The sequence below is a fragment of the Tessaracoccus flavescens genome, from assembly GCF_001998865.1.
GTDB classification, from domain to species: domain Bacteria; phylum Actinomycetota; class Actinomycetes; order Propionibacteriales; family Propionibacteriaceae; genus Arachnia; species Arachnia flavescens.
In genome coordinates this window covers 1,786,391-1,809,751 of the sequence record NZ_CP019607.1, presented here as the reverse complement: position 1 = coordinate 1,809,751, position 23,361 = coordinate 1,786,391, and the positions used below count along the sequence as shown (strand labels likewise).

At 68.7% G+C, this 23,361-nt stretch carries 21 protein-coding genes and 1 pseudogene; 6 read left to right on the top strand and 16 right to left on the bottom strand.

What is annotated here, in order from left to right:
- Positions 1-98 precede the first annotated feature (98 nt).
- Positions 99-1,407 (top strand): annotated as a pseudogene (locus tag BW733_RS08555) (ISL3 family transposase).
- Between the two features lie 68 nt (positions 1,408-1,475).
- On the opposite strand, the gene BW733_RS08550 reads toward BW733_RS08555, so the two are convergent.
- From BW733_RS08550 to BW733_RS08515, 9 genes are all read right to left on the bottom strand, one after another.
- Complete coding sequence (locus BW733_RS08550; protein WP_077348568.1) at positions 1,476-2,468, bottom strand: tyrosine-type recombinase/integrase; 993 nt, start codon at positions 2,466-2,468, stop codon at positions 1,476-1,478.
- A complete protein-coding gene (locus BW733_RS08545) occupies positions 2,461-3,396 on the bottom strand; it encodes a tyrosine-type recombinase/integrase (protein ID WP_152024508.1) in 936 nt (311 codons plus the stop codon). The genes BW733_RS08550 and BW733_RS08545 overlap by 8 nt, the downstream gene beginning before the upstream one ends.
- Positions 3,393-4,331 (bottom strand): tyrosine-type recombinase/integrase, encoded by a 939-nt coding sequence (locus BW733_RS08540; protein ID WP_077347052.1) that lies wholly within the window; start codon positions 4,329-4,331, stop codon positions 3,393-3,395. The genes BW733_RS08545 and BW733_RS08540 overlap by 4 nt, the downstream gene beginning before the upstream one ends.
- A 395-nt stretch (positions 4,332-4,726) precedes the next feature.
- On the bottom strand, positions 4,727-5,251 hold the full coding sequence (locus tag BW733_RS18940; protein WP_237268122.1) for an arsenate reductase ArsC: 525 nt from the start codon (positions 5,249-5,251) through the stop codon (positions 4,727-4,729).
- A 71-nt stretch (positions 5,252-5,322) separates the two neighbouring features.
- Complete coding sequence (gene istB, locus BW733_RS08530) at positions 5,323-6,093, bottom strand: IS21-like element helper ATPase IstB (RefSeq protein ID WP_077349661.1); 771 nt, start codon at positions 6,091-6,093, stop codon at positions 5,323-5,325.
- A complete protein-coding gene (istA, locus tag BW733_RS08525) occupies positions 6,093-7,346 on the bottom strand; it encodes an IS21 family transposase (protein ID WP_077349659.1) in 1,254 nt (417 codons plus the stop codon). Before istA ends, istB begins: the two co-directional genes overlap by 1 nt.
- 47 nt (positions 7,347-7,393) lie before the next feature.
- The gene (locus BW733_RS18250; RefSeq protein ID WP_161490187.1) at positions 7,394-7,549 is read right to left on the bottom strand and encodes a hypothetical protein; all 156 of its coding nucleotides are present in this window, start codon (positions 7,547-7,549) and stop codon (positions 7,394-7,396) included.
- On the bottom strand, positions 7,546-8,205 hold the full coding sequence (locus BW733_RS08520) for an arsenate reductase/protein-tyrosine-phosphatase family protein (protein WP_077349657.1): 660 nt from the start codon (positions 8,203-8,205) through the stop codon (positions 7,546-7,548). The genes BW733_RS18250 and BW733_RS08520 overlap by 4 nt, the downstream gene beginning before the upstream one ends.
- A gap of 62 nt (positions 8,206-8,267) precedes the next feature.
- A complete protein-coding gene (locus tag BW733_RS08515; RefSeq protein WP_077352847.1) occupies positions 8,268-8,639 on the bottom strand; it encodes an ArsR/SmtB family transcription factor in 372 nt (123 codons plus the stop codon).
- Between the two features lie 6 nt (positions 8,640-8,645).
- On the opposite strand from BW733_RS08515, the gene arsD reads away from it, so the two are divergent.
- The 5 genes from arsD (at position 8,646) to BW733_RS08490 (ending at position 15,182) form a co-directional block, all read left to right on the top strand.
- Entirely contained in the window at positions 8,646-9,572 is a 927-nt protein-coding gene (arsD, locus tag BW733_RS18935; RefSeq protein WP_202970321.1) for an arsenite efflux transporter metallochaperone ArsD, read from the top strand.
- 18 nt (positions 9,573-9,590) lie between these two features.
- Positions 9,591-11,333, top strand: coding sequence for an arsenical pump-driving ATPase (arsA, locus tag BW733_RS08505; protein ID WP_269466376.1), 1,743 nt, complete (start codon positions 9,591-9,593; stop codon positions 11,331-11,333).
- Positions 11,334-11,798: 465 nt separating this feature from the next.
- Entirely contained in the window at positions 11,799-12,194 is a 396-nt protein-coding gene (locus tag BW733_RS08500; protein WP_077349651.1) for a VOC family protein, read from the top strand.
- 37 nt (positions 12,195-12,231) lie between these two features.
- Positions 12,232-12,630 (top strand): hypothetical protein, encoded by a 399-nt coding sequence (locus BW733_RS08495; protein ID WP_077349649.1) that lies wholly within the window; start codon positions 12,232-12,234, stop codon positions 12,628-12,630.
- 215 nt (positions 12,631-12,845) lie between these two features.
- Positions 12,846-15,182 carry a hypothetical protein gene (locus BW733_RS08490; protein WP_077349647.1) on the top strand — a complete coding sequence of 779 codons (2,337 nt, stop codon included), beginning with the start codon at positions 12,846-12,848 and terminating at the stop codon, positions 15,180-15,182.
- A gap of 188 nt (positions 15,183-15,370) precedes the next feature.
- On the opposite strand, the gene BW733_RS08485 is transcribed toward BW733_RS08490, so the two are convergent.
- The 7 genes from BW733_RS08485 to BW733_RS08455 all read right to left on the bottom strand — a co-directional run bounded on the left by BW733_RS08485 (position 15,371) and on the right by BW733_RS08455 (position 23,357).
- The gene (locus BW733_RS08485) at positions 15,371-16,390 is read right to left on the bottom strand and encodes a lactonase family protein (protein WP_161490186.1); all 1,020 of its coding nucleotides are present in this window, start codon (positions 16,388-16,390) and stop codon (positions 15,371-15,373) included.
- 69 nt (positions 16,391-16,459) lie between these two features.
- On the bottom strand, positions 16,460-17,029 hold the full coding sequence (locus tag BW733_RS08480; RefSeq protein ID WP_077349643.1) for a TerD family protein: 570 nt from the start codon (positions 17,027-17,029) through the stop codon (positions 16,460-16,462).
- A complete protein-coding gene (locus BW733_RS08475; protein ID WP_077349641.1) occupies positions 17,029-18,000 on the bottom strand; it encodes a TRAFAC clade GTPase domain-containing protein in 972 nt (323 codons plus the stop codon). The genes BW733_RS08480 and BW733_RS08475 overlap by 1 nt, the downstream gene beginning before the upstream one ends.
- Entirely contained in the window at positions 17,997-19,016 is a 1,020-nt protein-coding gene (locus BW733_RS08470) for a hypothetical protein (RefSeq protein WP_077349639.1), read from the bottom strand. Before BW733_RS08470 ends, BW733_RS08475 begins: the two co-directional genes overlap by 4 nt.
- Positions 19,016-20,386: a GAP1-N2 domain-containing protein gene (locus BW733_RS08465; RefSeq protein ID WP_077349637.1), complete on the bottom strand. Its 1,371-nt coding sequence runs from the start codon at positions 20,384-20,386 to the stop codon at positions 19,016-19,018. Before BW733_RS08465 ends, BW733_RS08470 begins: the two co-directional genes overlap by 1 nt.
- Positions 20,386-22,578 (bottom strand): SaeA-related protein, encoded by a 2,193-nt coding sequence (locus BW733_RS08460; RefSeq protein ID WP_152024634.1) that lies wholly within the window; start codon positions 22,576-22,578, stop codon positions 20,386-20,388. Before BW733_RS08460 ends, BW733_RS08465 begins: the two co-directional genes overlap by 1 nt.
- Positions 22,575-23,357, bottom strand: a complete 783-nt coding sequence (locus BW733_RS08455) for a hypothetical protein (RefSeq protein ID WP_077349633.1) — start codon at positions 23,355-23,357, stop codon at positions 22,575-22,577. Before BW733_RS08455 ends, BW733_RS08460 begins: the two co-directional genes overlap by 4 nt.
- Positions 23,358-23,361 lie beyond the last annotated feature (4 nt).

The window sequence follows — 23,361 nt, the reverse complement described above, 5'->3', positions numbered from 1 at the left end:
GGTAGCGCTGTTCGGGGTTGCGGCGTGGCGGCTGGCTGAAGGGGTCGAGGCCCTCCGAAGATGGAAGTTCTCACGCTCCCCATCTGGAAGACCTCGACGTGTCCGACGCTACCTTCACGTGCCCTGATCTGACTAGTTTCTGCCGTCTCGACGGCCTCGGGTTGGAAGTCACCGGCCAGCGCATCGAACCCGACCGTGCGATCCTGGCCTGCCGCCCGGTCGACGCCGACGACTGGTGCCGAGACTGCGGCGGCCAGGGCCTCATCCGGGGCTCGGTGGTGCGACTCTTGTCGCATGTCCCGCTGGGGTGGCGCCCTACCGTGCTGCACGTGCGGCTCCGGCGCTATCGGTGCATCGAGTGCGGGCGGGTGTGGCGTCAAGACACCAGTGCCGCAGCCGAGCCGCGTTCGAAGCTGTCGCGCGCGGCGCTGCGTTGGGGACTGGAAGGACTTGTGGTCCAACACCTGAGCATGTCCAGGATCGCCGCCGGTCTCGACGTCGCGTGGAACACCGCCAACGACGCCGTGCTGGCAGAAGGACAGCGCGTCCTCATCAGCGACCTGGCCCGGTTCGACGGGGTCAAGGTGATCGGGGTCGACGAGCATTGCTGGCGCCATACCCGCCGTGGTGAGAAATACGTCACCGTGATCATCGACCTCACCCCCACCAGGGACGGCACCGGTCCGGCGCGCTTGTTGGACATGGTCGAGGGACGCTCGAAACAGGTGTTCAAGACGTGGCTCGCCGCCCGCCCCCGAGCCTGGCGCAAGGGGATCGAGGTCGTCGCGATGGACGGATTCACCGGCTACAAGACCGCGGCGGTCGAGGAACTCGGCAACGCCACCACGGTGATGGACCCGTTCCACGTCGTCCGGCTCGCCGGCGAAGCGCTCACCCGCTGCCGCCAGCGCGTCCAGCAAGACACCTGCGGGCATCGGGGCTGGCCGCGCCGGTGACCCGCTCTACCGCGCCCGCCGCACCCTGCTCACCGGCGTCGATCTACTCACCGACAAGCAAGTCGCCCGACTGGAGGCACTGTTCGCCGACGAACAGCACACCGAGGTCTACGCGACATGGAGTATCTACCAACGACTCGTCGTGGCTTACCGGAATCCCGACAAGCAACTTGGACGGTTCCTCCTTCAAGGCGTGATCGACTCGGTCAGCACCGGCGTCCCGAGAGACCTCGTCGAGCTCGTCAGCCTGGGCCGGACCCTCCACCGACGGGCGGCCGACGTGCTCGCCTTCTTCGACCGCCCAGGCACCAGCAACGGCCCAACCGAAGCGATCAACGGACGCCTCGAACACCTCCGCGGGATCGCCTTGGGATTTAGGAACCTGACCCACTACACCGCTTATGCGGAATTCCGCATAAGCGATGGTATGTCGGCCTGTGGGTTATGTTGACCGGCTCGGTGAGCGCCGTGGCCAGGCGGGCGTGAACGGCTGAGCCGGTCAACATAACCATCGCAGTGTCAGCGGTTCTTGAGGAACGCGATGAGAGCGTCGGATGCCTTGTATCGGGCTGGTGGCCGCTCGTCGAGCGCGGGGACGCGTTCGAGGGTTCGTCGTTTGAGTTCGAGGTCGGCGTGGAGGTAGATCTGCGTGGTCTGGATGTTCGCGTGCCCGAGCCAGAGCGCGATGCTCGCGGTGTCGATCCCGGCGTGCAGCAGGCTCATTGCGCAAGTGTGCCGCAGCGTGTGCGGCGTGACGTTCTTGTCTGTCAACGAAGGACACCTCTCGGCCGCGGTCGCGGCGTGGCGGGTAACGAGCTTCCCAACGGCGGCCCTGGTCAGGGGTGTCCCGGCGTGGGTCGGGAACAGTGGCCCGTCCGGTACGGGTGGAAGCTCGCCGAACCAGGCGTTGAGGAGTTGGACGGTGTTCTTCTGGAGTGGGATCACGCGTTGCTTGCGGCCCTTGCCGATGCATTCGAGCTGGCTGTGCGGGCCGATCTGGATGCTGTCGACGCGCAGGCTGGTCAGCTCGCTGACGCGGAGTCCGGTTTGGATGCCCAGGTGCAGCAGGAGCCGGTCACGGCGCCCCAACCAGGTGCCGGTGTCCGGGGCTGCGATGAGGGCTTCGGCCTCGGCAGCGGTCAGGAACGACACGAGGGTGGTCTTGGTGCGTTTCGCGGGGATCGCGAGGACTTGGCTGATCGTCGCGATCGCGTCGGGTGCCCGGTAGCTGGCGTAGCTGAAGAACGACCGCAGCGCGGCCCGGCGGGCGTTGCGGGTCGCGGCGGAGTTCCCGCGCTCGGTTTCCAGATGCTGGAGGAATCCGCCGATCAGGTCCGCGTCCAGATCGGCCAGGGTCAACGCCGACGGGGCGATCCCGGTGGCCTGCTGGGCGTAGGTCAGCAGGAGCCGGAACGTGTCGGCGTAGGCGGCTTTCGTGTGCGGGCTGGCGTTCAGGTGCCGGTCGAGCTTGTCGGTGAAGAACCGTTGCAGCAGCGGCGCGAGGTCACTCATCGCCGGCCCCGTTCGCTTGGATGCGCTCGACGAGGGCCGCTGCCAGTTCCGGGGTGTTCGACAGATACCAGTAGGTCGCTTCCGGGCCGACGTGTCCGAGGAACGCCGACAGGACCGGCATCATCTGATCGACATCACCACCAACACGGATGTGCTCGATCAGAGTGGTCGTGGCGAACGTGTGCCGGAAGTCGTGCAACCTCGCCGCCGGTCCGGTCGGACCGCCGGCCAGCCCGGCTGCCTCGCGGATCTCACGGAACGTGTTCCCCGCGGTCGAGCGGGCGATCCGGGTGCCCCGCCTGGCGACGAACACCGCTGTCGTGGCCCGGGTAGGGAACGTCCGATCCCGGAGCCGCTGGTATCGGCGGATCGCGTCCATCGTGGACTTGTGTAGCGGGACGAGCCTGGACTTGCCGAACTTCGTGTCGGTCACCTTGGCCCAGCCGCTGCCATCACCGGCGTCCTCGTCGGTGGTGATGTCGTCGTCGTTGAGGTTCCGGGCCTCGCTGATCCGCATCCCGGTCACCGTCAGCAGCCCGAGCAGTGTTTGCCAGGACGCGGCCCGGACCTGCGGGGTCAGCCTCCCCGCCGCGGCGAGCAGCGTGTCGATCTGGTCGCTGGTGAAGATCAGCGGGCGAGGGCGATGAGCGCCATAGGGGCGCCCGTCGAGGATCGGGACCTCGGTCGCGGGGTCGAACCAGGCGACGTGCTCGGCGAACTGGCGGACGTAGTTCAACCGCTCCAGCACCGTGCCGCGAGAGAACTGCGCCGCCCAGGCGATCACCAGGTCGCGACGGATCGTGGGCTCGCCAGCCTCTTCCATCCAGCCCACGAACCCGTCCAGCGCCTTGCCCGGCGCGGTCAGCTTGAACCCGAGTGCCCGCCGGGTCGCCAGGTAGTCGTCCAGGAGGTCGCGTAGGCCGTTCATCGTGACCACCTGCCCGATGCCGTTGCCGGCCACTCGGTGACCAGTGCGCTCAGCCGGTTCTTGTCGACCTTGGTGTAGATCGCGGTCGTGCGCAGGTGAGCGTGGCGTAGCAGCCCTTGAACCTCTTGCAGGGTCGCCCCGGAGGCGAGCATCCCGGTCGCGAACGTGTGCCGCAGCCGGTGCGGGCCGAACTTCTCCACCCCGGCCTTGACGCAGATCTGCCGGACTGTCCCGCAGACACCGTTCGCGGTCAGCGGCTGGACCGGGTCGATCACAGTCCAGAACACTTCCTCGCCAGCAGTCCGGCCTCCGCGGCCGTGGAGCACGTAGTCCTCCAACGCCTGCCCGACATCCTCGGGCAGCGGCAACTCGTCAACCCTGTCGCCCTTCCCACGGATGCGCAGGGTTCCGGTGCGCCAACCGATGTCGCCCAGCCGCAGGCCGGCGATCTCGCAGGCCCGCAGGCCCAGACCGGTCAACAACATCAGGATCGCCCGGTCGCGCATCCCCTTCGCCGACCGCAGATCGAGAGTGCCGAACAACGCCTCGATCGTCCCGGACGGGACCGGGTCAGGGATCGACGAGAGCCGCCATGCCGCCGCGTGAGGCACGACCCCGGAGAAGTCCTGCCCGGTCCGCCCTGACCGGTGGCAGAACTGCAGGAACGAGCGCAGCATCACCAGCTGCTTGCTCAGGGTCGATGCCTTCAGCCCGCGTGCCGCTTCCAGGTTCACCCACTGCGTCAGCATCGCCGCAGTCAGCGTCTTCAGCGACTGATCGACCGGCGCGGGAAGCCACTCCACGAACCCCGCGACGCGGGCGGTGTAGGCAGCAGCGGTGCCCTCTTGCGTGGACCGTTCCCGCAGCAGCCACGCTTCGAACTCGTCCAGCACGTCCCGCGCGTCAGCGCGGCACTGATCACGATGAATCACCATCTTGGTCCTCCTGACCCGAAGCCAGGCGATCCCAACGATCGCCCGGTCAGATCAAGCGAACCCCGACCCGAGCATTCATCGTTATGTTGACCGGATCAGGCCCCAACCCGCACTGGAACAGGCACCCCACGACGTCGGTCAACATAACCCCGAGGTCGACATACCATAGCCAGAAGCCTCCTCGAAACCGGAGGATTCAAACCCCACCTACACCCTGCATTGTGAAGAGCCTCTTAACAGGGCTGCAACAGTCACCACGACCAGCCGAGAGTGGGCCTCGCGATGTCGAGTCGCGACCTAGTTTGTGCAGCCTCACGCTCAGCACTTTGTACAGATCCGCCCCGTTGCGGCGGCGTACAAAGTAGCCGCCCTGCCGAGCGGCCCGGTGGCTGCGATCAGTCCAACTCGGCAATGAGAGTGCGGACTCTGCGTTCGATGTCGTCGCGGATGCGTCGAACGGTGTCGATGCTCATCGCATGGGGATCATCGACGTTCCAGTTCTCGTAGCGCTTTCCGGGGAAGACTGGGCAGGCGTCGCCACACCCCATGATGATGACGACGTCAGCGGCCCTGACCGTCTCGTCAGTCCAGGGCTTGGGGAACTCCCGCGAAATGTCGACCCCCCGCTCCTGCATTGCCCCGATGGCGATCGGGTTGATGCTGTCTGCCGGTGTGGAGCCCCCAGACCAGGCGATGGCGGTGTCGCCTGCAAGTGCTTCGAAGAACCCGAGCGCCATCTGGGAACGGCCGGCATTGTGGGTGCAGAGGAACAGCACGACGGCTTTGCCGTCGTTGTGGTGATCGTCGAGCCGGGCGACCGCTTGGAGTCGCTGCCGCGCGAAGCGCTCGGCGAGCAGGGGGAGGAAGTGCACGACCTTTGCCGTTGCTGCGAGTTGATCGTAGGAGCTTGCGAGTGTCAACGCCGGGCCAAATCTGACCCCCCTGTGCTGATTGAAAATTGACCCCTCTCGGTGGGTTTCTTGTTGGTTGGCTACTTGGTTTGCTGGTTGATGGTGTCGCGGTGTGCGCGGGTTCGGTAGGAGTCGCCGTCCAGGCCGATGACGTGGGCGTGGTGGACGAGCCGGTCGATGGTGGCGGCTGCGACGACGTCGTCGCCGAGGGTCTCGCCCCAGCGGCTGAAGGGCAGGTTCGAGGTCACGATGATCGAGCCGGTCTCGTAGCGGGAGGCGACGAGTTGGAAGAACAACGCTGCTGCGGCGGCGTCCAGGGGCAGGTATCCGACTTCGTCGATGATGAGCAGTCGATAGCGGTTCAGCCGTCGTAGTTCTCGCTCGAGACCGCCCTTGGCATGGGCTTGGGCCAGCCGGTGGATCCAGCCGGTCGCGGAGTCGAACAACACCGGGTAGGACGCTTCGGCGGCCTTGATGCCCAATGCGATCGCCAGGTGGGTTTTGCCGGTCCCGGGTGGTCCCAGCAGGACCACGTTCTCCCGTTTCGCGATGAAGGTGCCAGTTGCCAGGTGCGCGACCACGTCGCGGGTGGTGGCGGGGATGTGGTCGAAGACGAAGTCCTGCATGGTCTTGACCTGTGGGAAGTGGGCTGCCGAAATCCTCATCCTGGTGCCGTTGGCGGTGCGGGAGGCGACCTGCCGGCCCAGGACCGCGGCGAGGTATTCCTCGTGGGACCAGCCGGCCTCCCGTGCCTGGTCACCCAGGGAGGTGAAGGTCTCAGTGATCACCGGGGTCTTCAACTCCCGGGCCAGGAACGCGATCTCGGCTGCGACGTCCTTGCCGGTGGTCATCACGCCACCTCCTTCACCGACAGCGCGGTGGCAGTGTTCAGGTTGAACAGTGCGTCGTAGTCACTCAGCGACCGCATCCCGACCTGATGGCTTGGCTCCACCCTCCCGGTGGTCGGGGTGTTGCGGGACTGGAAGGCTGCGCGCAGCTGCTTGGCGGCCGCGACATGGGCTGGGTCGGTGATCGTGCGCCGAAGGTCCCAGCACCGCCCATGCTCGGCCACCACGGTCCCGGCGCAGCTGACCGTGACGTGCTCCAGATCGCAGGTGATGTCGACGAAGCGTCCGATGGCGGCCGGGTCCACGGAGTAGTCGTTGCCCATCACCCGCACGTAGTAGTCCCGCCCCAACCTGATCCGGTCGGTGAACCCGACCGCAGGCGGCACTGGTGGCAGCGCGGTCATCGCCGCCACTTCGGCTGCCAACCGTGCCGCGGGAGCAGCGCCGGTGCGGCGCAGCAGCCGCTGGTTCGCCCGCGGCAGCCAAGCCGCGAGTTGGGTGTTGAACTCGGACGGGGACCCGAACTCCCGACCCGGGAGGAACGACGTCTGCAGATACCCGTTGGCCCGTTCCACCACCCCCTTGGCCTCCGGATCCCGGGGCCTGGTCTGGAAGATGCGGGTCCCCAACGTCCCAGCGAACGCCCGCGCAGCCACCGTCAGGCGGCGATGCTGACCGATACCGGACTCGTTGTCCCACACCAGCGTCTTCGGCACTCCACCGAAGCTGCCAGACAGAAGCTGCCACATCCCCGCCAGCAGATCCCCCGTGGTCCGAGACGGCAGCAGCACCGCGGCGATGAACCCCGACCACGCCGCCACCATGGTCAGCACCGGCGGCGCCATCCACACATCTGGCGCGACCCGCACGATCCTGGGCGGGAACCACAGATCACACTGCACGATCTCCCCAGGCTGGTACTCGGTCCGGTCGGCCGGGTCCGGCGGCGCGAACAACGGCCGCAGCTCGGCGACCTTGCCCCGCAGCACCGATGCCGACCGCGTCCACCCGATCCGCTCCGCGATCACCGTGGCCGGCATCGTCGGCGTCCTCGACAGCAACGCCCGGATCTGTGGCTCGAACGCATCCACCACCGACCCCGCAGGAGCTCGTTCATACTTCGGGGGACCATCCGATGCTAGCGCCGCCCGCACCGTGTTCCGCGCCACCCCCAACTGGCGGGCGATCGCCTTGATCGCCATCTTCTCCGACTTGTGGAGCCGTCTGATCTCGGCCCAATCCTCCACGCTGATCACTCCCTCACTCTGACCGAGGGGGTCAACTTTCGCTCGGCACCTGGGGGTCAGTATTCATGCGGCATCGACAGCGAGGAAGCGTTCGATGGTTTCGCGGCCGAACGTGGTTCGAACTCTGCCGCGAGGCGCTCGGCCGCGTTGGTGAGGGCGCGGCGTTCGTCGAGCCAGAGGGACTCCCAGGTGCGTTCTTCGGTGGTGGTCATGGTTCTCCTTGGATGATGTCGGCGAGGGCGTGAACTCGCTGGTTGAGCTCGGCGCAAGTCTCGTCGAATGCTGCACGGGTGTTGACCGCCACCGGGTCAGGTAGCGACCAGTGCACGTGGTCAACCGGGAGCTGCCGGCCTGCGTTGTCGCAGACGCTCACGACCAGGTCTTCCTTACTCAGCACGCCGTCGAGCGACTGGGGAGTGGCAGCGCTGATATCCACCCCTGCGCGTCGCCCCGCCAGGATGGCTCCCGGATGCACGCGTGTCGCCGGCTCGGTTCCTGCGGAGACGGACGGGATGTTGCTGGCCCGCCGCCACAAGGCCGCGGCCAGTTGCGATCTGGCCGAGTTGTGGGTGCAGATGAAGGCCACACGCGGCGGAGGTTGGCTTGGGAGGCGAGGCGACAGCATCGGGCGGGCACGGTCGGCCAACTGGATGTAGCTGCTTCTGCGATCCGCATCTGAGCGTCGACGGTGGATCAGCCCTGCGGCCTCGAGGACGCCCAAGTGGTGGGTGAGCAGATTGCCTGGCAGGGACAGTTCCTCCCCCAGGGCCCGCGGGGTGAGGTCGCCGCACGCCAAGGCGTCGAGCAGTCTCAGTCGGGTGACATCCCCGAGGGCCGCATAGAGTTCCGCACGCTGTTCCAGCTCCATCGTAATCTCCCTTTAGCCAGATTTGATTCAATCTTGACTGAACTACCTGCGTACCGAAAGGGTCAACAGCATGTAGATCCAGTAGGAGTCTCCAGTCGCAAGAAAGAGCGGATCGGATCCAGCGCGGCCGCATTGACCGACCAGTGGGCCCAGCGTCCGCGCTGCTCGCGCTCAACCAGGCCGGCGTCATGGAGTTTGCGCATATGGAAGGAGAGCGTGGGCTGGGTGATCCCCAGGGCGTCCGGCAGGTGGCAGGCGCAGACGGTCCCATTCGCCGAGTCGGCCAGGTAGCGCAGCAGGCGCACCCGCGTAGGGTCGGCGAGCGCCTTGAAGACGTCCGCAAGCACAGCCGCATTATCGCCGTCAAGGAGCGTCTCACCGTTATCCGGACAGCAGTGTGCGGGCTCTTCGCGAAGTTGCTCGGTGGTCACCATGCCCCCATGGTAAGCCATATTGACATCTCTCGATATGTCCGGTTTGCTTCTCGTATTGATGAGCTTCAATACATGGAGGTTGTGATGAGTGGTCAGCCGTCGGTGCTGTTCGTCTGCGTGAAGAACGGTGGAAAATCCCAGATCGCGGCAGCGTTGATGCGGAAACTGGGGGGCGTGAGCGTGTCTTCGGCAGGCACCAAGCCTGGTTCGGCGCTTAACGAGGAGGCTGCCATGGCGGTGGCGGAACGGGGTGCCTCGATGGCAGGCGAGATGCCCCGCCTGATCAACGCCGAGGAGGTCGCGGGCGTGGATCGGGTCGTGGTGCTCGGCGCGGAGGCAGTGGTGGAGCCGGTGGCGGGTATGCGTGGCCGGATCGAGACATGGATCACCGACGAGCCGTCGCAGCGTGGCATCGAAGGGATGGAGCGGATGCGGCTGGTCGTAGCGGACATCGCGGCCAGGGTGGAGACGTTGCATGACGAACTCCTCGGCCCGGCAACTCCTCAGATTCGAGTGTTCGAGCCAGCGCTGTGCTGCAACACCGGGGTGTGTGGCACAGACGTGGACGAGGCTCTGGTGACGTTCACAGCCGACCTTGACTACCTCAAGGCACAAGGCGTCGACATCGCCCGCCATAACTTGGCCAACAACCCGACCGCCTTTGCGGAGAACCCAGTCGCCTCCGACTTCCTCCGCGTTGCCGGCTCAGCGGGTCTGCCGTTGGTCCTAGTCGATCAGGTGACCGTCGCAACAGGTCGCTACCCCGATCGAGACGAGCTTCGCAGGCTCGCGGGTCTTGCTGACGACCTCGGCTTCGCGGCTGACAACTCTTGTTGCGAAGGAACCGAGGCAGCAGGGTGCTGTCCGGAGCCAGTAGCTCCACAGCAGACCGCACGCTGCACTCCCACCTCGGCCGCGACGGGGTGCTGCTGAGCAATGAGCTACTCCTTCATGAGCGATCTTCCGCGGTACGTGTTCTTCACCGGCAAGGGCGGGGTCGGGAAGACCTCGATCGCCTGCGCGACTGCAGTCAACCTCGCCGACTCCGGCCGTAGGGTACTGCTTGTCTCGACCGATCCGGCGTCCAACGTCGCCCAGGTTCTGGACCAGACCATCGGCAACCAGATCACCAGGATCGCCGCGGTGGATCGCCTCTCGGCAATCGAGATCGATCCGGAGGCGGCGGCCGAGGCCTACCGCGAGAAGATCATCGGCCCGGTCCGCGGGCTTCTTCCCGAGGCCGAACTCGCCAGCATCACCGAACAACTCTCGGGGTCCTGCACCACCGAGATCGCCTCGTTCAACGAGTTCACCGACCTGCTGACCAACGTGCAAGGAACCGCTGAACACGACCACGTCGTCTTTGACACCGCCCCCACCGGCCACACGATCCGGTTGCTCCAACTCCCCGGGGAGTGGACCGCCTTCCTCGACGAAGGCAAGGGAGACGCCTCATGCCTCGGGCCGATGTCCGGACTGGACAAGACCAGAACCCAGTACGCGCAGACGCTGGCCAAGCTCAGCGACCCCGCCGCCACTGCGCTGGTTCTGGTGACGCGAGCTCAGAAGGCGTCGCTGGACGAGGCTGCCCGAACCGCAGAGGAACTAGCTGCCCTCGGCATCACCGAGCAGCGGCTGGTGATCAACGCCGTGCTTGACGAGGCGGCTGGGAACGACGCCCTTGCGCGGGCAGTCATCGCACGAGAGCAGCAGGCCATCGGCAACATGCCCCTCGCTCTGAGGGCACTGGGGACGTCCCAGATCCCGCTCCGGGCAAGCGGCATCGTCGGACTCGACAACATCCGCGCCCTCCTGGCCGTCACCAACTCAGCCCCGCCCAACCCCCTCGCGGCCCCATCGGCACCGAGCTCGACCACGTCGTCGATTGCCGACATGGTCGACGAGCTCGCCCAAGACGATCACGGCCTGGTCATGTGCATGGGCAAGGGGGGCGTGGGCAAGACCACCGCTGCAGCCGCGATCGCCCTCGCGCTGGCACACAAGGGCAAGCGGGTCCATCTCTCCACCACGGATCCAGCCGGCCGCCTCGACCAGTCCCTGGGGGAGGCCGTCGAGAACCTAACCACGTCACGCATCGACCCCGAAGAGGCAACCCGGGCCTACCGCGACCGGGTACTGGCAACAAAGGGGTCGCGCCTCGATGAGGCAGGCAAGGCACAGCTCCTTGAGGACCTTCGCTCACCCTGCACCGAGGAGGTCGCCGTGTTCGGCGAGTTCTCGCACCTCGTCTCTCGGGCAAAGGAAGAGTTCGTGGTCATCGACACCGCACCGACCGGCCACACTCTCCTTCTCATGGACGCCACCGGCTCGTACCACCGCGAGATCGTCCGCGGCATGGGCCCCGATGCCAGGATCGTGACTCCGCTCATGCGGCTCCAAGACCCCGACCTGACCCGGATCGTCATCGTCACGCTACCCGACGCCACCCCAGTCCAGGAGGCAGCCGACCTCGACGCGGACCTCCGTCGAGCCGGCATTGTTCCGTGGGGATGGGTCGTCAACCAGGCCATCAGTCAGACCGGCACCCAGCACCCGCTCCTCGCCGCACGCGCCGAAGCAGAGGCACCCCACATCGCCACCGTCAACACGCTTGCCACACGAGTCGCAACCATCCCCCTCCTCCTCGAAGAACCCACGGAGCCTGCCTTGCTGCACCGACTCGCCACCCATTAGCACCCTGGCCTGCCGAATCGCGCTGGCCGCTTGGCCTCGGCCCACTCAGCCGCAGAAGCGTGACACGCTCCCTCACCAGCCAGCAGGAAAGAAAAGCGTCCGCGCCTTTCGCAGAGCCTCAGCTGCTTGTCGTGTGCAGAGTTCCCCTGCTCGGGTCACCTCAGGAGGTGTGCGTCGTGACATGCCACCAGCCCCAACCGCACCCGGACACAGCCGCGGAGCAACGCACTTTGGACACCCATATGGAGGCCCGTTTGTACAAAGTAGGTTGCGGCTCGACACAGGAGCGTGCCGGCCGCGGGGACCGGATCACCTAACGACACGTGTGTAACTTATCCCCCGGTGTGCACAACCCTGTGGATAACTTGTGGAGAGCGGGTGGATATCCCCGTCCGGCCGAGATTGTCGGGGCCGGACTTACGCTTGCGACGACCCCACAAACAGTAGGCAGCCACGGCAGTCCAGATGAACCCGTACCTCAACTTCGCAGCCGACGCCCGCGAGGCGATGGAGTTCTACCAGTCGATCTTCGGCGGGGAACTCAGCGTCGTCAGCTTCTCGGACGCGCAGATGGACGAGGAGATGCCGTCCAGCGGGACGATGCACGCCATGCTGACTACGCCCGACTTCGTGTTCTTGGCCTCCGACGCCATGCTGGGCGCCGAGGAAACGTGGGGCGGCACCCGCAACTACATCTCGCTCGGCAGCACAGACAAGGAGTTGCTCACCGGCTGGTTCGAGAAGCTGTCCGAGGGAGGCAACGTCGGTGTGCCGCTCGCCCCGCAGCAGTGGGGCGCCGTGTTCGGCCTCGGCATGGACCGCTACGGCATCGGGTGGATGGTCAACATCTACCAGGGCTGAGGGGTGTTCCTGAGCCCCTCGCGTGAGAACCTGAATCATGTTGTCCGTTCTCATCGCCTTTTTGCTGAGCCTGTTCGGGATCACGACGTCGGTCACCCCGACGCCGCCCGACCCGCCTGAGCCGCAGGACTTCGAGGTCGTCGTCCGGGTCGGTGAGACGGAGCGCGTGCTGATCGGCACCACCAATCAGAGCGCGCGACGGACGCCGGTCATCGTGACCGAGCCCGAGCCGGGCGTGGCCACCCTCGAGGTGATCCGGGAGGCTCCCCCGGCCGACTGCAACCCGGGCGGCTGCGAGGAACCCACCTACGCCAACCTCACCGGCGTCGCCCCTGGTAAGGCCACCTTCGAGGTGCAGGAGTGCTTCGTGCCGAACAGGGACGAGTGCGAACCCATGGGGCCTGTGCAGCAGTACGTCGTGGTCGTCGAAGGCTGACCCACCCCGATCCGTCTGCAACCGTCGCCGCGTTGGGGGCGGCCTGTGGACGCGAGTTGTCCACAGAATCCCCACCCTGGGGACGGCCGACGAACCGCAAGGACCGACGGCGTCTCGTCGGGGACCTGGAAACTCCATGCGAATCTCGCCACAGTTTTTCGGCCTGCGGCCCGTTGTCTGCAGAAAATGTCAGACCCTGTCCGTAGCGTTGAATCATGGAGGCAAGGACGCTGATCGAAGGGCGGGCGGCGGCGCAGCGGCTCATCGCCGGCGATGAGACGCGCCGCCGAGGTGAGGCCCAGGTCATCGCCGCGCTCTGCGACCTGGCCGAGACGTACGGGCTCGACGAGGCCGACCTCCTCGACAGCCTGGCCGAGCGTCGCGTCCGGGTCGGCGGCGAGGGCACACCGTCTGTTTCGGAGCACCTCCGCCTGGAAATCGCCGGGCTGCTCGGCTGCACGCCCGCGGCGGCCACCGGTCGGCTGGCCGACGCGATCAACCTGAAGTACCGCCATCCGCGCCTGTACGAGGCGGTCCAGCTCCTCGAGATCGACGCCGCCCGCGCCCTCAAGGCGGCGGCCCGCTGCTGCGATCTGCACCCGGCGCTTGCCGATCCGGTCACGTCGCGCTGGCTGCGTCGCCAACAGGGCCTCGGGTGGAGCGCCGCGTTCACCCTGCTCGACAAGCTGATCATCCAGGCCGACACCGCGCTGGCGGCGGAGAAGGAACGCAAGGCGCGTGCCGATCGTGGCGTCTGGACCTGGGGCCTGTTCGACGGGGTGATGAACCTCACCGGCCGGCTCGACGTGCTCGACGCCCAACTCCTCGAGTCCCGGCTCGACCAGGTCGCCGCGCTCCTCGAAGCCAGGTACCCGACCCTGACACACAGCCAGCGCCGCGCGAAGGCGCTGACGCTCGATCCACGGCTCGCGGCCTCCCTGCTGGACGGTGCCCCGCAACCCGGCCTGCCGTTGGACCCAACCTGCGGCTGCTCGGCCACGCCGGCCCAGGTCGCGTCGAATCCTCCCGAGCTGGGCCCCGTGCCGGCAGATAGTGGGGCACCGTCCCACCAGACGGCGGGCCCGAACTGCTACCCACCGACCACGAGTGTCTTCGTGGGTTCGGCCCGCGCGGCGCCCCAGCCCTTCATGCACTCCGGGCTGCCAGACCTACCTAGCGCCCCGCGCTCGCCTGTCCGCACGACCGCGACCGGCCCAGAATCCACGGGTCCCGCCGAGCGTCCCACCCGTCCAGCCCGGCCGCCAGCTGCCTGGGGCCTAGAGACCACCGGGCGGGACGGGCCCCGAAGCCACCGACCCGACGCTGAGCCGGGTGGCAGTGCGCCTGCACGACCTCGCTTGGCTGACCCAGCTCCAGCCCGACCGCTCGAGCCGAGGGGTCCCACGGTCGAACCGGCCAACGCCGCCCACCCGACGGGTACGCCCAGGCATGCCGGTCGGCCCGCGGTCACGCCGTCCGAGGTTGCCGGTGGCTGGCCCGATTCTGCGACTGATGCCGGAACCGCCAAGGCCGCTGTATCCGGCTGCGGTCCCGCCTCGGCTCCAATCCAACCGGCCGAGCCCGCGGCGGGCTCCGTCGCCGAACCGTCCGGAGCGAGCAACGCGAGGCCCGGTCCCACGGACGACGGGAGCACTCTGCCCGCACGCGGCCCCGCACGGCCCCCACGCTCATCCGACGTGACCGCCGCTGCGGCCGAGGCGTCGGTGCAGGGCGGGCAGCTGTCGTCCAGAGACCCGGGGATCCCAACCCCGCAAGCACCCGTGCCGGGCAAGCAACTGCCACCCACCGCCGACATCCCCAGCCAGGCAGCGCCGGTAGAGGCCGAGCAACTGTCGACCAACCATGCCCAGGCCCCCAGCCACACAGCGCAGGTGCACGGCGGACTATGGTCGCCAAACCAAGCCGAAGCCCCATGCCCGGCAGCACCGGTCCACGGCGACCAACGACCACCCAACCACACCGGAGTCCCAACCCCGGCGGCCCCGGTGCTGCACCTGAACGTCCACCTCAAGGCCGACTCGCTCGGACACCTCGACGGTGCCGCCCGGGTCGAGCGGGCCGGACACATCACCACCGCCCTGCTCGCCGAACTCCTCGGCGAACTCGCGCTCGACGTCCGCGTGCAGCCGGTCATCGACCTGCCCCGCATGGCGCCCGCCGACCGGTACGAGCCGACACCGAGGATGCGTCGCGCGGTTCAGTTGGCCTTCCCGACCGAGCCGTTCCCCTTCTCCAACCGAAGCACCACAGGCTCGGGTTCGGCGGGCCTGCCGTTCTCCACACGGCGGACCAGCGGCGTCGACCTGGACCACACCGAGCCCTACCGACCGGGCGCGAAAGACCAGACCCGGATCGGGAACCTCGCTCCCCTGTCGCGCGGGGTGCACCGCGCGAAGACGGCCGGCTTCTGGGTGCTCGACCAACCGTCCCCGGGGCAGCTCGTCTGGACCAGTCCCCTCGGCTACCGCTACGACGTCACCGAGATCGGCACCCGTCGACAGGCGGCTCAAGCCGTCGATCAGACCGCGTAGCCCGGAGATGCGCGACGGCCCGCAGAGTCCAATTCTGCGGACCGTCGGGGTCGGTCAGCTTCGTGCCGGAGCAGCCCGCCAGCAGCGTGAGGGCCACCGCGGCGGCGGCAGGGGATCGTCGGGTCATCATGGGTCACACCTCCGTGCGCCCACACTAAGCGCTGACTAGGTCGGATGCAGACCCGACGTCAGGCGAAGCGCACCCAGTTCGGCCCCTTTCCGGTGTGGATCCGGTCGAGTTCGGTCAGGCGGCCGTCCGTCTCCAGACGGTAGAGGCCGGCATGATCGGACAGCTCGCCGACCACGACGACCAGGTCGCCACCGGGCGCGACCGTCAGGCTGCGCGGTTGAGCCTCGACCTTCGACAGGACGACGTGATCGCTCAGGTGCCCCTTCGGCGTCAGCTCGACGGCGCCGACGGTCGACTCGGTCCGCTCGGTGCACAGCAGCCACCTGCCCCCGCCCGCGAGGGCCAGGTCGGCTCCCCAGATCTGGTGGTCCTTGCGCGGATCCCAGCCGTAGGCGCTGTTCTGGATGCCGGAGGAGCCGTCGTAGAACCACACGTCCTCGGCCCTGCTCAGCCGGCCGCCCTCGCTGCGGTCGAAGCGGATCACCTCGCCGGTGAACTCGGTCAGCAGGTACGCGTGCCGATCGTCGTCCGACAGGACCAGGTGCCGCGGTCCGATCCCCGGTGTGAGCTTCACCTTCGGCTCGGACAGCTCGATCAACTCGCCCTCGGTGCCGATCGAGAATTGCGCGATCAGGTCGTCACCGAGCGAGGTGAAGTAGGCGTTGCGGTTCAGCGGATCGGGCACCGCGGCGTGGACGTTGCGGTTCTCGAAGCGCGTGACCTCGGGGCCGACGACACCGTCAACCCTCTGCCAGCTCGCGCCCCAGCCGCCGTGGTACGACGCCCCGAGCAGCGCGTGGGGCGTGATGCCGATGTAGGCGAGCGGGTCGTCGACAGGTCGCCGGGCGATCTCGGTCAGCTCCCCCGTGGCACGGTCGAGGCTCAGCGTCACGATCGCAGGCTCCGGGTCCTTGACCGCGCAGTAGACGAGGTCGCGATCACGGTCGATCGCGAAGGTGCTGCAGCCGACGCCCACCTCCGTCACGGCCACCTCGGACAGCTTCTCGCCGTCGAGTCGAAGGGTCGAGATGGTTCCGCCCTTGTCGTTGCCGACGAGGATCAGTGTCTGTTCAGCCATGCCCCCCATCCTAGGAAGGACGCGAGGACCAGGCGCGGTACCGTGGATCCCGACGCCGCGACCGGCGGGCTACGAGGCCTTTGCCCCGTAGTCGCGCACGAGCGCAGGCGGACCGCCGGGATAGGGGGTGGCCGAGACGCGGGCCTGCCAGCGGTTGCCCGTGCGGTCGAGCGTCCACAGCGTGATGCACTGCGTGTCGAGGGCTGCCGCGTTGCCGTGCTGGTAGACGTACATGGTCTCGCCGGTGGCCAGATCCATCGCCCGCGTCCGCAACGTACCCATCTCCCGCAGCAGCCCTCCCTGGCGCAGGGCCGACATGGCGATCACGACCCGGCTCACCTCAGGGTTCATCGAGCCGAAGTCGAGCATGATCTGCGCCCGGTCGGGGCCGATCGACTGCCCGGGCGTCAGGTAGGTGAGGAAGGCACTGCGGTCCGGCGTCGTGCGCCGGTTGCGGTAGAGGAAGTCCTGCTCGGAGGGCACCCGGTAACCGGCCCCGCTGCGGGTCAGCAGCAGCGCACACATGTCGACGTCGACGCCGACGCTCGACCAGGTCGCCCCGAACAGGACCCGGCGCACCGGCTCCTCGTTGCCGTCGACGAGGTTGACGGCCGCGCCCTGCAGCAGTCGCTTCGGCATCAGTTGCCCCCGATCTTCTTGGTCAGGCCCGCCTGCAGCACATCAAGCACACGGAACGGCACGATCCCCCCGCGGCCGATCGTCGAGGCGTTCGGCTCGGAGCCGAGCGCCGAGGTGGCGAACAGGCGGTACGGGATCTGAGCGTCGGAGGCCGCGGCGAGCAGCATCGACGCCCCGAGCTGGCCGAGCAGGCCGTGCAGCTCGTGCTGCAGCAGGTCGGCGTCGTCGCGGTTGTCGAAGGCGCTGACCATCGACGGGTCGCGCTGCAGCGTCGAGCCAGGCCGGTTGAAGATCGACTGCCACGGGGTGGCCGACAGCTCGCGCATCCGCTGCAGCACGTCGAACTTGGACAACACGATGCCGAGCACCTGGTCGGGCCCGCCCTGCTGACGGTGCGCGGCGCGGGCCGCGAGGACCGCGCGCATCACCTCGAGGTCGTGACCCGAGCCGCGGGGGACGGTGACGACGCCCTCGAGCACGGCGCTGACTCCAGGCACCTTCAGCGGGTCGACGAGGGCGACGATCAGGTCGGCGAAGCCGAGATAGCGGAACCGGGAGTCGGTCGGCGCGAGCGACTCGAAGTCCTCCCCGGCCGCGTCCATGATCGAAAGGCACACCCGCTGTCCGCCGTACTCGAAGCTCCACAGCAGCGGCTCCAGCTCCTCCTGCTCGGCGGGAGGGGTGGGCTTGAGCAGGTTTCGCTGCTCGTACAGCGGCTCGCGGTACTTGTGGTCGAAGCGTTCCTTCGTGTCGCCGAGCGGGGTGAGGAAGCTCTGGTGCTGCTGGCCGAGGAAGTACTCGAACTGGTCCATCATCACGCCGATCAGCACCGACTTGCCCGCGGTGCGGGCGCCGGTGATGGCGATGCCGAGCTGCGTCGAGGTCAGCCACTCGATGGGCACGTCGAACCCGCACTGGGCGCACGCCCCGCTCACCCCGACGTGCGCGTAACAGCGCGGGCACACCGTCATGAGGCCACCTTCGGGAAGAGCGCGTCGGCCAGGCCGGCCGCGTCGGCCACCGCACCGGCCAGGTCCGTCGTCGACACGAGCCGGACGGTGTCGAGGGCTGCCAGCTCGTCGAGCGCCGCGAGCTCCTCGTCCCAGAACTGGGCGGGCCGATCCTCCGGGCGCAGCCCGTGCCTGGAACGCCCGACGGCGACCACAAGTAGCTGGGTTCGCGACTCCTCGGCGAAGGCCGTGAGCTCCCGGTAGTCGACGGGCACGCCGTCGAGCAGCAGGGCGACGCTTCGGCCTCCCTGTGCGGCCTCCCGGACGGCACGCGTCACGCGCGGCCAAGGCGCAGGATCGTGCCCGAGCGCCGCGTCCCAGTCGATCCGGTCCGCGTCGAGCGCGTCGACGCTGTCGCGGGTGGGGTCGGTGGCGAGCAGGACGGCGCCGGGCAGGTTCCCGAGGCCGGTCGCGGCGATCCCGATCAGGGTCTCGACGAAGGCCCCGAGGCGCTCGCGTCGGTCCTCGACCATGATCGAGGCGGACGCGTCGAGCACGACCGCCCACTGGGTGTCGGCGTTGCTCGACTCCTGATGGTTGACGTGGAACGCGTACGCGCCGGGTCGCAGCCACTCGCGCGACCAGGCCCCGTCGTCTCCGCGGCGACCGTCTGCCATGACGTCGGTGAGCGTTCCGTCGGCCGCGAGCCGCACGAGCGAGACGCAGTGGTGACCGCCCACCTCGGCCGCAGGCCGGACGATCTCGCTTCCTGCGCCGCCTGGGCTGCGGAAGGACACGCCGATCCGGGTGCCCGAGGCGAAGGGCTGGCCGAGCGAGGACCTGGCCGCAATCAGCAGCTCCTCCCCTGGCACGACGACGACCTCGTTGGCCGAGACGCGGAACTGCGGCTCGACGCTCCCCCCGTTGCCGCGGGTCAGCACGATCTGGGCGGGCGCAGTGGTGCTCAGCTTGATCGACACGGCCCCGGCGGGGGCCTTCGCCGTGCCTCCGGGGGCGAGTTGGACGATTCCGGCCATCAGCGGTCCTCTCCGTGCAGGGTGTCTTCGAGCGGGTGGAGCGCGGCGGCCACGTCCCGCAGCGACGCGCGCAGCTCCTCGGGATGATCGTCGATCCGGTCCGCGATCCGACCCTCGGCGATCAGCGCCTCGACGTCCACGCCCGCGGCCCCGAGCCGGGCCGCACCGATCAGCGCGGCCTCGATGCCGGTGGGTTCGTCGTCGACCTGCCACGGGTCGATCGGCTGGGTCGGCATCGAATAGACGTCGACCTGATCGGCCGGGGTCTCCGACGGGACGGGCTCGCCCACCTCGGACGCGAGCCCCGCGAACTCGTCCCAGCGACGCACGCCGTCGTCGAGGCCGGCGAGCAACTGCCGGATCGGCTCGACCCGAGCCAACTCCTGCGCTCCTGGGGTGGTCAGCCAGGCGGCCTGCAGGAAGAGGGTCTCGTGCGCCACCTCCAGCGTGTTGCCCTCCCGGACGAACCGGGCGATCAGCTCGTCACGCTTCGTGAACACCGCCTGCGCGACGTCGGGGTCCGCATAGACGAGGTCGCCGGCCAGCCCGGTGAAGGTCGAGGCCTTGAAGCTCTGACCGGTTGGCAGGTGCCAGCGGCCGGTGCTCATGGCCTCCTCGGCGTCGAGCTGCCAGGACGTGTCGATCACGGGAAGCCCGCGCAGCGTCGCCGGATCGAGGTCGACGGTGACGCCGACGATCACGGGGGCGACGGCGAGCTGCTCGACCGTCGAGCGCGAGTCCTCGCCGATCCGGATCCGGATCAGGTCGGCCACCTGGGCGTCGACGAGCCAGCTCAGCACCGAGGCCCACCGTGCGGCCTCCTCGGCCGTCGGCGACTTCAGCACCAGCCGCTGCGCGTCGAGCAGGACGGTGGCCGCCACGTCGACGATCCACCGGATCCGCGCGGTGCGGGCCGGGTCGGCTCGCAGCCAGGCCGCCGTCTCCGCCCAACCGGACGGGGCGGGCAGCTCGGCGGGGAGCCGGGTCTCGGCGATCTGCCGCGGGCCGTACGGCATCGCCCAGCCGGGTGAGAAGAACCAGTCGACGGGGCGGAGGCGGTCATCTGCCGGGATCAACGCGCAGTGCGACACGACGTTGCCAGGTCGACCGGTGTGGTCGGTGCCCGCCTCGACGCTGCGGCAGGCCGCGTACTCGGCCTCCGAAGGGTCGAGGCGGAATCGCACCGTCCGCTGCGCCAGCTGCTCCGCGGAGGGGAACTGGGGCAGCGTAGAGGGGAGGGCGACGCTGGTCAGCGCGAGCAGCCTCCGCTGGGTCTCCGCGGTCAGATCGGGCGTCCCGTGGAGCACGCCCCACCCGCCGACCTGCCTGCCCGAGATCTGGTCTGCACTGCCGTAGATGAGCTGCTGCATCAGACGGCCACCTCCAACGTGTAGACGGCCGGGTCGAGGACGGCGACGGCGCCGGTCTCGGCCGGGGGCAGGTTCACGAACAAGCGGATGAACGCCAGCGTCTGCCCGGCGGGAAGCTCGGCGACGTAGGTCGAGATGCCCGCCCGCAGCGACACCGTCGGCTGGCTCAGCATCCGGCCGTCCTGCGGGTGGAGCGGGATCCGCCCGAGCTGCCCGACCACCGCGAGCGGCGTCTCGTGCAGGTCGTCGTCGACCTCCGCGTAGATCCGGTACGACGCGGGGCGCGCCCCCTGCGCAGGGGCGCCGTCGGGGCCGTAGCCGACGACCTGGTACTTGAGCCGCGTCATGCCCGGATAGTCGAGCGGGGCGGGCTCGGAGTACATCGGCCTGCCGTCGAGGTAGACGACGCCGTAGAGGTGGATCGCGCAGCCGTTGGACGGGAGGGTGCGGGTGATCCGCATGCCACCCATCCGGACGTAGTCGTCGCGGGTGAGCTGGGCGATCGGCTCGGAACCCTCCGGCTCGACGCTCTGGCCACGCGGGCCCTGGTAGGCCTGCACGACGGTGACCCCCTCGGGCCACGCGAAGGTGATCACCTGCGCGTCGACCCGCTCCACGATCTGCGCGTAGTCGGGCGCCTTCGGGGTGACCATCGACACCGCGGGCCCCACCCAGACCGACTCGTCGGAGACCCAGTGCACTGCGACGAAGTGGGCGCGCACCCAACTCTCGTCGACCGCGTAGTCGCGGATCGTCATCAGCCCGCCGAGGTCGGTCGGCGGATAGTTGATCCGGTACTGCGGGGTGAGGCCCTGGCCCTCGATGATCTCTGCGGTCCTTGGCTCGTTCTCCAGCCCGACCGGCGGCCGCTCGGGCGTGGCGAACAGCAGCACCCGGCCGTGGCTCGGCCGCAGCCAGGAGATGTCGTAGGCGCCCGGCGTCGTGGTCGAGCGCTGCACCTGGACCTGGATCTGCTGCACCTCGGGCGTGACCCGCGCCTCGACGGTCGCGGGCGTCGACACCATCGAGGAACCGTCGGCGAGCTCGGCGACGCAGAAGGCCGCGTAGACGATGTCCTCGCCCATCGGCGGGGTGAGGTCACGGAAGCCGGTCGAGCTGACCAGTTCCTTGTCGAGTTCGCGGTTGATGTCGTAGCTGACGGTGGCGCCCTTGAGGAAGCGCTGCACCTCGACCCGGCTGCCCTCGGGGGCGGTCAGCAGCGCGGCGACGGTGCGGTTGGCTGTCACCTGGGCGCTGAGGTCGCGGGGCGGCCAGACGATCTGCCCGACGCCGACCAGCACCGGCTGCCGGTGGCTGGCGTCCAGGATCGAGTCGCCCTGGTTGGCCCAGACGGCGAGGTAGGTGACGGGGCCGCTGCCGCGCATGGGCACCGATCCGGAGGTGGAGCGGGTGACCCCGACGAGGCCGCCGAGCTCCGGCGCGCCGCTCGGCCAGTTCGAGGTCGACTCGACGATCCGGTACAGCGTGACCGGCGCCGCGGTCGGGGCGGGGGTCCAGGCGAGGCGGACGGTTCCGTCGTCGTATTCGGCCGACAGGTGCCCGTGGGCCTCGGCACCTCCCTCGCTCCAGGAGAAGGGCGCGAACTGGGACACGCGTTCCCAGGCGAAGGGGGCGAACGGGTCGACTGGCTCGGGCTCGGGAGCGGCCACCTGCACGGGGGCGGGGGCCGGGGCCGGCTCGGCGGCCGGAGCCTCGGCGGCCCTTCCTCCGAGCACCACCGAGATCGCCTTGGCGTGCCGTGCGACGACGGGGTGTGAGCTCAGCCTGGCGGCCGCCTGCTCGACCTCCACAGAGGTGGTGGCTCCGCTGGAGGCAAGGCGCGCAAGGTCCTGGTCGCTGATCTCGCGGGCAGCCTTGTCGTCGTGCCCCTCCCGCCACTGCATGAGTCGCCGGAAGCGGGCCTCGGGCCGCTGGTCGAGCGCGGGCTCCGGCGCGGGCCGCGGCTCCGCCGCCCTTGCGGCGGGTGCAGGGGTGTCGTCGAGGACGGTGACCAGGTCGTCGAACGCCGCGAGCAGGGCCGTGCGGTTCTCCCACAGGATGTGCTCGGCGACGCCCTTGAGCCGGATGTCCAGGTGACCCCACAGCTCGAGGTCGCGCTGGGACAGCGCCTCCCCTCCGCGGGCGCGCGCCGCGTCGATCAGGGCCCTTGAGCGTTCGGTTCCGCTGCTCACCAGGTCGCCCCCGGTCCCTGCGGACGCTGCGGCCTCGGCTGCACGGGCGCCCCGCCCCACTGCTGCTGCGGTGGCTGCGGGCCGTTCCACTGGGGTTGCGGCATGGGCTGCTGCAGCACCGGCCGGGACTCGCGGACCTTCACCCCGAACGGCACGACCAGGATCGCGACATAGGCCGCGACGAGGGCCACGAGGGCGATCAGGGCCCCCTTTCCGACCTCGATGTCGAGCTGGGTGCGGGCGCCGTCGAACCGGGCCTCGGACAGGAAGATGCCTGCAAGGCCGAACAGGTACCAGGTGGCGGCGAGCAGGCCCCCGATGGTCGAGACGATGATCGCCGTCAACAGGGCGACGGTCAACCCGCCGCGGAACAGCAGGCCGACGGAGGCGAGCAGGAGACAGAGGGCGAGCAGCCAGACCAGGATCGCCACGAAGATCACCTGGTTGGGCGAGTACTCGAAGCGGCCGGGCTCCCCCACGAGCTGCCCGTCGCCGCTGACCCACGGCTGCCAGATGGAGATCACCACCATGAGGCCTGCCACGAACAGCATGATCATCGAGTAGCGGGCCGGGCCCGTCACGTACGGCTCACCCGCGGGCTGGCCGCTGAGGAACAGCAGGCCGAGCCAGGGCAGCAGGAACGCGGGCAGCACCCCGTGCCACCAGGGTCGGCCGGCGCGACGGGCGAGCGCGATGCCGAACATCGCGGAAGGCACGGCGTTGATCAGGTAGAAGATCACCACCGCGGTGAACAGCTCAGCGTTCAGCCATTCAGACATTGCG